The 11,644-nt window shown below is 71.3% G+C and carries 11 protein-coding genes; 6 read left to right on the top strand and 5 right to left on the bottom strand.

Going from position 1 to position 11,644, the window contains the following annotated elements:
• The first annotated feature begins 36 nt into the window (after positions 1-36).
• On the top strand, positions 37-624 hold the full coding sequence (locus HJG45_RS11995; RefSeq protein WP_171612356.1) for a hypothetical protein: 588 nt from the start codon (positions 37-39) through the stop codon (positions 622-624).
• A gap of 410 nt (positions 625-1,034) precedes the next feature.
• Here HJG45_RS11995 and HJG45_RS11990 read toward each other — a convergent pair whose 3' ends face one another.
• From HJG45_RS11990 to otnI, 3 genes are all read right to left on the bottom strand, one after another.
• The gene (locus tag HJG45_RS11990; protein WP_171612355.1) at positions 1,035-1,925 is read right to left on the bottom strand and encodes a helix-turn-helix domain-containing protein; all 891 of its coding nucleotides are present in this window, start codon (positions 1,923-1,925) and stop codon (positions 1,035-1,037) included.
• A gap of 167 nt (positions 1,926-2,092) precedes the next feature.
• Entirely contained in the window at positions 2,093-2,983 is an 891-nt protein-coding gene (locus HJG45_RS11985; RefSeq protein ID WP_171612354.1) for a 2-hydroxy-3-oxopropionate reductase, read from the bottom strand.
• A 43-nt stretch (positions 2,984-3,026) separates the two neighbouring features.
• Entirely contained in the window at positions 3,027-3,809 is a 783-nt protein-coding gene (gene otnI / locus HJG45_RS11980; protein WP_171612353.1) for a 2-oxo-tetronate isomerase, read from the bottom strand.
• A 186-nt stretch (positions 3,810-3,995) separates the two neighbouring features.
• On the opposite strand from otnI, the gene HJG45_RS11975 reads away from it, so the two are divergent.
• From HJG45_RS11975 to HJG45_RS11955, 5 genes are all read left to right on the top strand, one after another.
• Complete coding sequence (locus HJG45_RS11975) at positions 3,996-5,063, top strand: AI-2E family transporter (protein WP_254452458.1); 1,068 nt, start codon at positions 3,996-3,998, stop codon at positions 5,061-5,063.
• 194 nt (positions 5,064-5,257) lie between these two features.
• Positions 5,258-6,244: an ABC transporter permease gene (locus tag HJG45_RS11970; RefSeq protein WP_171612351.1), complete on the top strand. Its 987-nt coding sequence runs from the start codon at positions 5,258-5,260 to the stop codon at positions 6,242-6,244.
• 1 nt (position 6,245) lies between these two features.
• On the top strand, positions 6,246-7,166 hold the full coding sequence (locus tag HJG45_RS11965) for an ABC transporter permease (protein ID WP_171612350.1): 921 nt from the start codon (positions 6,246-6,248) through the stop codon (positions 7,164-7,166).
• Positions 7,166-8,188: an ABC transporter ATP-binding protein gene (locus tag HJG45_RS11960; RefSeq protein WP_171612349.1), complete on the top strand. Its 1,023-nt coding sequence runs from the start codon at positions 7,166-7,168 to the stop codon at positions 8,186-8,188. Before HJG45_RS11965 ends, HJG45_RS11960 begins: the two co-directional genes overlap by 1 nt.
• Complete coding sequence (locus HJG45_RS11955) at positions 8,181-9,263, top strand: ABC transporter ATP-binding protein (RefSeq protein ID WP_171612348.1); 1,083 nt, start codon at positions 8,181-8,183, stop codon at positions 9,261-9,263. The genes HJG45_RS11960 and HJG45_RS11955 overlap by 8 nt, the downstream gene beginning before the upstream one ends.
• On the opposite strand, the gene HJG45_RS11950 is transcribed toward HJG45_RS11955, so the two are convergent.
• On the bottom strand, positions 9,230-9,742 hold the full coding sequence (locus tag HJG45_RS11950) for a CreA family protein (protein WP_171612347.1): 513 nt from the start codon (positions 9,740-9,742) through the stop codon (positions 9,230-9,232). The two genes, HJG45_RS11955 and HJG45_RS11950, sit on opposite strands and share 34 nt — an antisense overlap.
• A gap of 125 nt (positions 9,743-9,867) precedes the next feature.
• Entirely contained in the window at positions 9,868-11,568 is a 1,701-nt protein-coding gene (ggt, locus tag HJG45_RS11945; protein ID WP_171612346.1) for a gamma-glutamyltransferase, read from the bottom strand.
• Between the last annotated feature and the right edge of the window lie 76 nt (positions 11,569-11,644).

Below are 11,644 nucleotides of genomic sequence, written 5' to 3'. Positions count from 1 at the left end.
CACCGGCAGGAAAGGCGCGGCCAGCTAGGGAGGGGCATGACCCTCCCGACCTCCGCCGAGATCGCCGCGCAGTTCGCCGAGTTGCGGCGCTTTATCGACCGCCGGATCGCCGAGCTCAGCGCCGAGCTCGGGGCGACGGTGCAGCTCATGGATTGCAGCGAGGCTGCCCTGGGCGGGCAGCTCGCCCGGATCCAGGAGCAGATCGGCGGGTTGGTGGCGATCCCGGCGGCCGATACCCGCAACAGCGGCATCGAACTGGAAGCCGTGGTGCAGGCGACCGAGGCGGCGGCGAACACCATCCTGGAGGCGGCGGAGGCGATCCAGGCCTGGATCGAGGACGGGGCCCGGGACAGCGCGGCGCTGCAGGCGCTCTCGGCCCGCGTCAACGCGATCTTCGAGGCCTGCGGCTTTCAGGACATTACCGGGCAGCGGATCCGCCGGGCGATACAGCATCTGCAACAGGTCGAGACGCTGCTGCAGGGACTGATGCCCGGGCGCGCGGCGGCGCCGGCTCCGGAGACGGGGCAAGTCCAGGTGCGGGCCCTGCCGCAAACCGTGTCGGCGGCGTCGGCGGGGACGCCGGACCTCGCCCAGGCCGAAATCGACCGGTTGCTCGCGGGCTAGACCGTTGTTTGATCGCGTGATTCATGTTTTTCGGTGAGTCCACCTCAAACGATCACGCTCTAGCGCGTGCAGGAATACTGCAGGAACAGGGAGTTGCAACGGCTTCCCGCGAACCATGCGAGACGGAAGGGGTTCCGTGCGGCTCGGCCGGCACCGTTCTCTACCGATGCTATGGTCGAGATGGCAAGCTTGAAGCAGCGCATGCGGATCGAGAGACAAAGTATTGTTTCTAAAGCAATTCTAGGACGCGGCGCCAAAGGAGGGATGTGGGCCGGGACCGTCATCCGCGACGCGGCAACAGAGCATGCATCCAGCCCGGTCGGCAGCAGAGGGCCCACCAGCTCTCGCCCGTCGGCCACCGGACAGTTCCTGAAAAACAGTGTATTGAGGGCCTTTCCCGAAGTTTTGCCTCAGGCCGCCGCTTCGGTGGCCCGCAACTCCCGCAGCAGGTAGCGGACCCGGTTCGCCGCCGCCGTGCCCTTCAGCGCATCGCGCCAGGCGGCCTCGGCCACGCGCTGGTGCAGCCCCACCGCCTCGTCGGCTGCGGTGATCATCGCCACGCCGGCGCCGACCGCCGGGCCGCTATCAGGCGGGAAGGGGCTCGTCACCACATGCGCCCGCTCCCGGCCGCGCAACACGATGAAGCTCCCCGTCGGCTCCGGTCCCTCCTTCAGGCCGATCTGCAGCCCGATCGGGACCGATTCCATCAGATTGGCCAGGCTCTCCACCTCCGCGATGGCCGCCGCCCGGCAGCGGGCTCGCCCGCGCTCGGACACGGCGAGGCCGGGCGCCACACCTTCCTGCAGCATTCGTCGCAGCGAGGCCTCGGACAGGATGGCAATGATGCTCGGCCGGCGCTGCTGGTAGAGTTTTCGCCGCGCCAGCAGGGTGGACAGAGCCTGTTCCGCCTGGCTGCGGCCCTGCAGCGGATCGGGCGCGGCGTCCACCGACTCCGCCCAGGCATCGTTCAGCGCCGCCTCATAGGCGTCGGAGGCCACCTGGAAGCAGGTGCCGCCGCCGAAGATCAGGATCTGGTCGGCCTCCTCCTCGATCTGCCGCAACCGTTCGAGGAAGGCGAGGGGGCGGGAGAAATAGTCGATCCCGATGCCCAGCAGAGAGAGGGGAGAGATCTTCAGCAACTCGGCGAGGCGGCGAATCGTATCGAGCTTGATCACCTCGCCTTTTTCGTAGCGGTAGAGCGCCGCTCGCGAGACGCCGAGTCTCGCGGCGATCTCCTCCGCCCGGAGGCCCGATTCGAGCCGGTAGGCGCGCAATTGCTGCCCGATATCTGCGAAACGCATGCCCATCTCCGGCTAGCAAACGAAGCCGGGATGGGTGGTCTTATATGGATATCCTCGCCCACCCGGCACTGGTCCAAAAAATCTGCACGCTTTCCGCGATCATTGCAAGCATTGCGCGAAGTCCGCGAGCACCGACGCGCAATCGGGCGTCGTGCTCGCGTGAAACGTCAGGACTTCGGATCCGCCACAACCGGATGCGCGGCGAGCGTCTCCAGCGCCTTCACCAGGCCCGAATGGTCGAGCCCGCCATTGCCGGCGGCAACCGAGGCGGAGAAGAGCTGCTGCGTCGAGGCGGTGTTGGGCAGGGCGACGCCGAGCTCCTTGGCCGATTGCAGGGCCAGGTTCAGGTCCTTCTGGTGCAGGACGATGCGGAAGCCCGGATTGAAGGTCCGCTTGATCATCCGCTCGCCGTGCAGCTCGAGGATGCGGGAGGTGGCGAGGCCGCCCATCAGCGCCTGCCGCACCTTGGCCGGGTCGGCGCCCGCCTTGCTGGCGAAGACCAGCGCCTCGCCCACCGCCTCGATGGTCAAGGCGACGATGATCTGGTTGGCGACCTTGGTGGTCTGCCCGGCGCCGTTCGGGCCCACCAGGGTGACGTTCTTGCCCATCTTGTCGAAGAGCGGCCGGGCGCGCTCGAAGGCCGCCTCCGGCCCGCCGACCATGATGGTCAGGCTGGCCTGCTTGGCCCCGACCTCGCCGCCGGAGACCGGGGCATCCAGGTAGTCGCAGCCCAGGGCGTTGATCCGCTCGGCGAAGCCCTTGGTCGCGGTCGGGCTGATCGAGCTCATGTCGATCACCAGCTTGCCCTTGGAGAGGCCGGCCGCCACGCCCTCGGCGCCGAACAGCACCGCCTCGACATCCGGGGTGTCGGGGACCATCAGGATGATGACCTCGGCGGCGGCGGCCACGGATTTGGAATCCGGGACGACGGTGAAGGCGCCGCGCTCGTCGGCGCCGAGACTCTTACGCTCGGGCACAATGATCTCATGCCCCGCTTCCTTGAGATGGCCGGCCATAGGCTTGCCCATGATGCCGAGGCCGATGAAGCCGATCTTCATTACGTATAATCCTTGCGCTGCGGGCGGGTGGGGCGGGCCGGGCTCAGGCCTGCCGATAGGGGGCGAACCAGCCGAGGCCGGCCTCGGTCTCGCCGGCCGGGCGGTATTCGCAGCCGATCCAGCCGCGGAAGCCGAGCTCGTCGATGCGGCGGAAGACGAAGGGCCAGTTCACCTCGCCGGTGCCCGGCTCGTTGCGGCCCGGATTGTCGGCCACCTGCATATGGGCGATCAGCGGCAGGTGCTTCTCCACCCGCTTGACGATGTCGCCCTCGGTAATCTGGCAGTGATAGAGGTCGAATTGCAGGCCGAGTCGCTCCGGCCCGATCGCCTCGATGATCGCCGCCCCTTCCGCCATGGTGTTGAGGAAGAAGCCGGGGATGTCGCGGTGATTGATGGGCTCGATCACGGGCTTCACCCCGGCCTTGCCGCACTCCTCCGCCGCCCAGGCGAGGTTGGCGGCATAGGTGGCGAGCAGCGTGTCGCGCGGCACGCCGGCCGGGGCGAGGCCGGCCATGAGGTGCAGACGTGGGCAGGAAAGGGCGGCGGCGTAGTCGAGGCCCCGCTTCACCCCCTCGCGGAATTCCTGCTGCCGGCCGGGCAGGGCGGCGATGCCCCGCTCGCCCTTGCCCCAGTCGCCGGGCGGGGCGTTGAACAGGACCTGCTGCAGCCCGTGATCCTTCAGGCGCTGCGCGATCTCGGCGGCCGGATGCTCATAGGGGAAGAGGAACTCCACCGCCGCGAAGCCGGCCGCGCGGGCGCGGGCGAAGCGGTCGAGGAAGGGGACCTCGTTGAACATCATCGACAGGTTGGCGGCGAAACGCGGCATGGCGCCAGAACTCCCCCCGTTGGGCTGCGGAAGCTAGCCGTGCCGTGCCGGACTGGCTACTGCGGCGGGGCCGGCCACGGCCGGGGATGCCGTTGCCGTCACGGCACGATATCCTGCGGCGGCCGGTCGGGATGCCGCGGCGAGGCGCAGGGGCGAGGCGCAGGGGCGAGGCGCAGGGAGGGGATGATGCAGGCTGGCCAGTCCGATCCGGTGCGCCTTCTCGGGCTGTTGGGCGCGCTCCTGCTCGCGGCCGGCTGCCTGCTGGTGCTGCGGCCCTTCCTCTCCTCGCTGCTCTGGGCAGCGATCCTGGTCTACTCGACCTGGCCCGCCTTCCGGCTGCTGCGCGAGAAGCTGGGCCTCTCGCCCGGCGCCGCCGCCCTGGTGATGGTGGTGGTGGAATTCCTGCTCATCGGCCTGCCCTTGGTCTACGCCACCCCGACCTCGCGCGAGGATATCGAGGGCATCCGCGGCGCGGTGGAGCGCTTCCTGACCGAGGGCCTGCCCGGCATCGGCGACTGGCTGAGCCGCCTGCCGCTGGTCGGCCCCTGGCTGCAGGACTACCTCGCGGGCGTCGATCTCGGCCTGTCCGGCCTCGCCGGGCTGATCGCGCCCTATGCCGGCAGCCTCGCCCAGGCGATGCTCGGCCTGCTGCTCGCCCTGCTCTCCGGCATCGCCGAGGTCCTCGTCGCCATCTTCCTCGCCTTCTTCTTCTACCGCGACGGGCCGGCCATCGCGCAGCGGAGCGAGGCGGCGCTGGCGCGGCTGGCCGGCGAGCGCACGCGGCACCTGGTGCAGCTCACCGGTGACGTCACCCGCGGCGTGGTCTACGGGCTGCTCGGCACCGCCGTCGCGCAAGGGGTGATGACCTGGTTCGGCCTCTGGCTCGCCGGCGTGCCGCGGCCGGCGCTGCTCGGCGTCGTCGCGGGCGGCATCTCCATCTTCCCGGTCGGCGCGCCGCTGGTCTGGATCCCGGCGACGCTCTGGCTGCTCGCCGACGGCCGGACCGGCTGGGCGATCTTCCTCGGCCTCTACGGCACCTTCGGCATCAGCAGCGCCGACAACGTGATCCGCCCCTGGCTGATCGCCCGCGGCGCCGACCTGCCGCTGCTGCTGACGCTGCTCGGCGCGCTCGGCGGCGTCTTCGCCTTCGGCTTCCTCGGCCTGTTTCTCGGCCCGGTTCTGCTCGCGGTCGGGTTCAACCTGCTGAAGGACTGGGCGGGGGAACCCGCGCCCCCCGCCGGCGGCACCGGGTGAGGCCTTTCCGCGCGGCGTCGCCGGAGCCTATAGATTCAACGGGAGACTTGACGAGGCGGAAGCCGGAACGCCGGGCCGCGGCGGGAGACGGGACGATGTGGAGACGGGCAGGGGCGATCCCGCGGGCCGAGGCTCCGGCGGCGGCCGGCACGCGGCGGCAGGTGGCCAGCGGGCCGGCAGGGGGCCGCGGCTAGATGGCCGCCTTCATCCTCTCGCGCATCCTGCAGGCCATCCCGGTCATGCTGGTCGTCGCGCTGTTCAGCTTCGCCATGTTCGCCTATGTCGGCGACCCGGTGGCGATCATGCTCGGCCAGGACTTCACCGAGGCGCAGCGGGTGCAGCTGGTGCACGATCTCGGCCTCGACCAGCCCTTCTTCGTGCAATTCGCCACCTTCGTCGGGCATGCGCTGCAGGGCGATTTCGGCCTGTCCTACCGCCTGTCGCGGCCGGTGGCGGAGCTGATCGCCGAACGCGCCCCGGCGACGCTCGAGCTTGCCTTCTGCGCCGCGCTGGTGGCGCTGCTCGTCGGGGTGCCGATGGGCGTCTATACCGGCCTCTACCGCAATTCCTGGCTCAGCCGCGCCTTCCTCACCTTCAGCCTGATCGGCGTCTCGCTGCCGACCTTCCTCATCGGCATCCTGCTGATCCTGGTCTTCTCGGTCTGGCTCGGCTGGCTGCCGAGCTTCGGCCGCGGCGACGTGGTGCAACTCGGCTGGTGGAGCACCGGGCTGCTCACCCTCTCCGGCCTCAAGGCGCTGATCCTGCCTTCCATCACCCTCGGCATGTTCCAGCTCACCCTCATCATGCGCCTGGTACGGGCGGAGATGCTGGAGGTGCTGCGGACCGACTACATCAAGTTCGCCCGCGCCCGCGGCCTCTCCAACCGCGCCATCAATTTCGGCCATGCGCTGAAGAACACGCTGGTGCCGGTGATCACCATCGCCGGGCTGCAGCTCGGCGGCATCATCGCCTTCGCCATCGTCACCGAGACGGTGTTCCAGTGGCCGGGGATGGGCCTGCTCTTCATCCAGTCGGTCGGCGCCGCCGACATCCCGGTGATGGCGGCCTATCTGCTGCTCATCGCCCTCGTCTTCGTCACCATCAACCTCGTGGTGGACCTGCTCTACTACCTGGTGGACCCGCGGCTGCGGATCGGCCGCGGCGCGGCGGGGGGGCACTGAGATGGCCGTCGCCGCCGCCCTCTCGCGCGCCCTCGACAGCGACCTCTGGTGGTCCTTCCGGCGCTCGCCCGTCACCATCCTCTCGGCCGTGGTGGCGCTGGTCTGCATCCTCGGCGCGGCGCTCTCGCCCTGGCTGGCGCCGCACGATCCCTTCGACCTGGCGACGCTCAACCTCGGCGACGCCTTCAAGCCGCCATCCTGGTCGGCCGAGGGCGACCTGCTCTACCCGCTCGGCACCGACGACCAGGGCCGCGACATGCTCTCGGCCATCATGTACGGCGCCCGCATCTCGCTGCTGGTCGGCGTCTCGGCGGTGGTCTTCTCGATCCTGGTCGGCGTCGGAATCGGCCTGCTCGCCGGCTATCTCGGCGGCGTGACGGATGGCGTGCTGATGCGCATCGCCGACATCCAGCTCACCTTCCCCTCCATCCTCATCGCGCTGCTGGTCGATGGCGTGGTGCGCGCCGCCCTGCCGCGGGAGCTGCACGACCGCATCGCCCTCTTCGTCGTCATCTTCGCCATCGGCATCAGCGCCTGGCCGCAATTCGCCCGCACCGTGCGCGGCTCGACCCTGGTGGAGCGCAACAAGGAATACGTCCTCGCCGCCCGCGTCATCGGCATCTCGCAGCTTCGCATCATGCTGACCCACGTGCTGCCGAACGTGGTGGGGCCGGTGCTGGTGATCGCAACGCTCGGCCTCAGCAGCGCCATCATCACCGAGGCGACGCTCTCCTTCCTCGGCGTCGGCGTGCCGCCGACCCAGCCCTCGCTCGGCACCCTTATCAGAATCGGCAACGACTTCCTCTTCAGCGGCGAGTGGTGGATCACCATCTTCCCCGGCGCCGCGCTGATCGCGATGGTGCTCTCGGTGAACCTGCTCGGCGACTGGCTGCGCGACGCGCTGAACCCGAGGCTCCGCTGATGCCGGCCGCCGCCCCCATCACCGGGCCGGTGCTCTCCGTCCGCGACCTGCGGGTGCAGTTCCCGACCCGGCGCGGCGTGCTGACGGCGCTCGATGGCGTCTCCTTCGACATCGCGCCGGGCGAGGTGCTCGGCGTGGTCGGCGAATCCGGCGCCGGCAAGTCGATGACCGGCGCCGCCATCATCGGCTTGCTCGAGCCGCCCGGCCGCATCGCGGGCGGCGAGATCCGGCTGCAGGGGGAGCGGATCGACACCCTGCCCCAGGACCGCCTGCGGCGCATCCGCGGCCGGCAGATCGGCGCCATCTTCCAGGACCCGCTGACCACGCTGAACCCGCTCTACACCGTCGGCCGGCAGCTCATCGAGACCATGCAGGCGCATCTCGGCCTCTCGGACCGCGAGGCGCGGCAGCGGGCGATCGGCTGGCTCGAGATGGTCGGCATCCCGGCGGCGGCGCAGCGGGTGGACAGCTATCCACATGAATTCTCGGGCGGCATGCGCCAGCGCGTGGTCATCTCGCTCGCGCTCTGCGCCGAGCCGATCCTGGTCGTCGCCGACGAGCCGACCACGGCGCTCGACGTCTCCATTCAGGCGCAGATCATCGCGCTGCTGAAGCGGCTGGCGCGGGAGAAGGGCACGGCGATGATGCTGGTCACGCACGACATGGGCGTCATCGCCGAGACGGCCGACCGGGTCGCGGTGATGTATGCCGGGCGCGTCGCCGAGATCGGCCCGGTGCGGGCGGTGGTGAAGGCGCCGAAGCACCCCTATTCGGCCGGGCTGATGGCCTCCATCCCGCCGCTCGATCGCAAGGTGGCGCATCTCTCGGGCATCGAGGGCGCCATGCCGCGGCTCTCGGCCATCCCGCCGGGCTGCGCCTTCAACCCGCGCTGCCCGCATGTCTTCGACCGCTGCCGTCATGAGCGCCCGGAGCTGATCGAGACCGGCAGCACGCGCGCCGCCTGCTGGCTCTACGATCCCGCCTCGGAGAAGCAGGCGCCGGAGCTGCTGCGGCATGGCTGAGGGCAGGGAGGCGCCGCGCCCCGCGGCAACGGTCATGCTCGCGGTCGAGGACCTGGCGCGGCATTTCGACGTCTCCCGGCCGCTGCTGCAGCGGCTGCTGGCCGGGGAGGGGCGGCGCAGCCTGAAGGCGGTCGACGGCGTCTCCTTCGAGATCCCGCGCGGCACCACCCTCTCCCTCGTCGGCGAGAGCGGCTGCGGCAAGTCCACCGTCGCCCGGCTGGTGGTCGGCCTCTACCCGCCCTCGCGCGGCGGCATCCGCTTCGACGGCCTGCCGCTCGAGCAGGCGCGCGCCGATGCGGCGCAGCGGCGCCGGATGCAGATGATCTTCCAGGACCCCTATGCCTCGCTCAACCCGCGCTGGCGGGTGCTCGACATCATCGCCGAGCCGATCCGCGCCTTCGGCCTGGTCTCCGGGGCGGCGGCGCAGCGGGCGCGGGTGGCGGAGCTGCTGACCCAGGTCGGCCTCTCGCCGCTGGATGGCGAGAAATTCCCGCACGAGTTCAGCGGCGGCCAGCGCCAGCGCATCTCCATCGCCCGCGCCCTGTCCTCGCATCCCGAATTCCTGGTCTGCGACGAGCCGACCAGCGCCCTCGACGTCTCGGTTCAGGCGCAGATCCTGAACCTGATGAAGGACCTGCAGGCGCGGCTCGGCCTGACCTATCTCTTCATCAGCCACAACCTCGCCGTGGTGCGGCAGGTCTCCGACCAGATCGGCGTGATGTATCTCGGCCGGCTGGTCGAACTGGCGGAGGCCGAGACGCTCTTCACCGCGCCGCGCCACCCCTATACCCGCGCCCTGATGGAGGCGATCCCGGACCTGGAGATGACCGGGCGCCAGCGCATCCCGGTCGGCGGCGAGGTGCCAAGCCCGATCGACCCGCCCCCCGGCTGCCCCTTCCATCCCCGCTGCCCGCTGGTCGCGGATCGTTGCCGGCGGGAGATGCCGCTGCTGCTGCCGCCGCGCAGCCAGGTGGGCACGGTGGTGGCCTGCCATGCCGTCGAGGAGGGGCGGGACCCGCCCCCGGCCCCCGCCGGCGGCGATCAGCGGATCGGCACGACCGCCACGGCATTGTAGGGCGAGCCGTCGACCAGCTTGGTCGACCAGGCCATGTAGACGACGACGTTGCGCTCCTCGTCGAGGAAGCGGTGCACCCGCGTCTCCTTGAAGAAGAGGCTGGTCGAGCTTTCGTAGACCCGCTCGCCCTTCTCGCTCCGGCGCGCCGCCTCGCTCAGCACCACCGGGCCGGTCGGGGTGCAGGAGAGGGCGAAGCGCGCCGGGTCCTCGGCCAGGCCGACCATGCCCTTGACGCCGCCGGTCCGGGCCTGGGCGATGTAGCAGGAGATGCCGGCGACCTTCGGGTCGTCGAAGCGCTCGATGACGATCTGGTGGCTGCGGGTGAGGCCGAGATTGGTCAGCGCCGTGTTCACATGGCCGATCTCCTTGGTCTCCTGCGCCCGCGCCGCCATGGCGCTGCCGAGCAGCAGGGTGGCGGCCAGGGTGAGGCGAGGGGCGAGGCGCGCGGCGCGCGCGGCCGAATGGCGGCGAGTGGTCATCGAGATCCTCCAGGGTCGGTGCAGCGCGCGGCGCCCCGGCCGCGTGCCCGGCAACGGGAAAAGCGCCAGCGCCCGCTCCGTTCAAGCAGGTGGGCGGGAAATCTCCCGAAGGGCACGCTTCGTGCCTATTCCGCCAGCACCGCCCCGTCGCGCCGCGGATCGGCGCCGCCCTCGAGCGTGACGCCCGCCGCGCCGCGCCGGATGCGGATGGCGTGCAGGCCGCTCGTCATCGAGCGGATCGCAATGGGGAAGCCACGCGCCTGCAGCGCCGGGGCGAGCTCGGCCGCCGCCGTCTCCGCTTCAAGTTCGAGCGTCGCATTGGCGGCGCCGATGCGCGGCAGGGCCACCGCCTCCTGCGGCGCCATGTCCCAGTCCAGCATCGCGACCAAGGCCTGCACCACATGGCCGATGATCCGCGTCCCGCCCGCCGAGCCGAGCACCGCGACCGGCTCGCCCGCCCGGTCGAAGACGATGGTCGGCGACATGGAGGAGCGCGGCCGCTTCCCCGGCCCGACACGGTTGGCGACCGGCCGCCCGTCCTGCTCCGGCAGGAAGGAGAAATCCGTCAGCTCGTTGTTGAGCAGCATGCCGCGCGCCATGCGGCGGGCGCCGAAGACATCCTCGATCGTCGTCGTCATCGCCACGGCATTGCCCGCCGCGTCGAGGATGGAGAGATGGCTGGTGCCGTGCTCCGGCTGCGGCGGCTGGCTGGCGAGCGGCGCGCCGCCGCCCCAGGGCGGGTTGCCCGGCTTCGGCAGGCCGGCGCGGTCGCGGTCGAGGAGCTGCGCCCGTAGCAGCAGATAGGCCGGGTCGAGCAGCCCGCGCAGCGGCACCGGCACCTGGTCGGCATCGGCGAGGTAGAGGTTGCGGTCGGCGAAGGCGATGCGGCCGGCCTCGCCGAGCAGATGCGCCGCATCCAGCGCGCGAATCGGCGAATCGGCGCGCCCCGGCGCCAACGAGGCCATGTCCTGATGCGCCAGGATGGTCATCGCCTGCAGCACCGTGACGCCGCCCGAGGAGGGCGGCGGAAAGCCGCAGATGGTCCAGATGCGATAGGGGCCGCAGACCGGGCTGCGCTCCCGCGGCGCATAGCCCTCAAGATCGGCGACCGTCATCAGCCCGGGATTGGGCTCGGCCTGCACCGCGGCGGCGATGTCCTCCGCGATCGGGCCGCGATGCAGGGCATCCGCCCCTGCATCGGCCACCGCCCGCAGGGTCGCGGCCAGGTCCGGGTTGCGCAGCGCCGCGCCCTCGGCGAGCGGCCGGCCCTCCGGCAGGAAGACCGCGCGCGCCGCCGGATCGCGCTCCAGACGCCCGGCCTCGGCGGCGATCAGGCCAGCGAGGCGCGGCGAGACCGGCACCCCGGCCTCGGCCGCCGCGATGGCCGGGGCGAAGAGCTGCGGCCAGGGCAGGCGTCCGAGGGCGCGATGCGCCGCCTCCAGCATGCGCATGGCGCCGGGCACGCCGACGGCGCGGCCGCCCAGCGCCGCCTCGTGGAAGCCCATCGGCCGGCCGTCGCGGAGGAAGAGGTCGGGGCCCGCCGCGGCGGGCGCGGTCTCCCGCCCGTCCCAGGCGGAGAGGTGGCGCCGGCCGGCATCCCAGTGCAGCAGCAGCGCGCCGCCGCCGAGACCCGAGGCCTGCGGCTCGGCCACCGCCAGCATGGCCTGGGCGGCGATGGCGGCGTCGAGCGCCGTGCCGCCGGCGCGCAGCATCGCCATCCCGGCCTCGGCGGCCAGCGGATGCGCCGCCGCCACCATCTGCCGCTGCGCCCGGGCAGGCGCAGCGGCGAGCAGGGCGAGGAGCGCGAGCAGGACCAGGCGGATCATCGCGCTTCCCTCGGCGGCCGGGCGGATGGGCGGATCCTGCTGTAGAGCATCCCGCGCCGGGCCTGGCCAGATGGCG

Origin of the sequence: Roseicella sp. DB1501 (assembly GCF_013112485.1) — a bacterium.
In the GTDB taxonomy this organism is placed as follows: Bacteria; Pseudomonadota; Alphaproteobacteria; order Acetobacterales; family Acetobacteraceae; genus Paracraurococcus.
The sequence above is the reverse complement of the archived record's forward strand: the minus strand, read 5'-3'. Positions and strand labels throughout refer to the sequence as shown.

Excerpts from the sequence above, each read along its gene's own strand:
- HJG45_RS11985 (WP_171612354.1), bottom strand. The coding sequence starts at position 2,983 with ATGAAGATCGGCTTCATCGGCCTCGGCATCATGGGCAAGCCTATGGCC.
- HJG45_RS11960 (WP_171612349.1), top strand. The coding sequence starts at position 7,166 with ATGCCGGCCGCCGCCCCCATCACCGGGCCGGTGCTCTCCGTCCGCGAC.
- HJG45_RS11965 (WP_171612350.1), top strand. The coding sequence starts at position 6,246 with ATGGCCGTCGCCGCCGCCCTCTCGCGCGCCCTCGACAGCGACCTCTGG.
- ggt (WP_171612346.1), bottom strand. The coding sequence starts at position 11,568 with ATGATCCGCCTGGTCCTGCTCGCGCTCCTCGCCCTGCTCGCCGCTGCG.
- otnI (WP_171612353.1), bottom strand. The coding sequence starts at position 3,809 with ATGCCGCGTTTCGCCGCCAACCTGTCGATGATGTTCAACGAGGTCCCC.
- HJG45_RS11970 (WP_171612351.1), top strand. The coding sequence starts at position 5,258 with ATGGCCGCCTTCATCCTCTCGCGCATCCTGCAGGCCATCCCGGTCATG.
- HJG45_RS11990 (WP_171612355.1), bottom strand. The coding sequence starts at position 1,925 with ATGCGTTTCGCAGATATCGGGCAGCAATTGCGCGCCTACCGGCTCGAA.
- HJG45_RS11955 (WP_171612348.1), top strand. The coding sequence starts at position 8,181 with ATGGCTGAGGGCAGGGAGGCGCCGCGCCCCGCGGCAACGGTCATGCTC.
- HJG45_RS11995 (WP_171612356.1), top strand. The coding sequence starts at position 37 with ATGACCCTCCCGACCTCCGCCGAGATCGCCGCGCAGTTCGCCGAGTTG.
- HJG45_RS11975 (WP_254452458.1), top strand. The coding sequence starts at position 3,996 with ATGCAGGCTGGCCAGTCCGATCCGGTGCGCCTTCTCGGGCTGTTGGGC.
- HJG45_RS11950 (WP_171612347.1), bottom strand. The coding sequence starts at position 9,742 with ATGACCACTCGCCGCCATTCGGCCGCGCGCGCCGCGCGCCTCGCCCCT.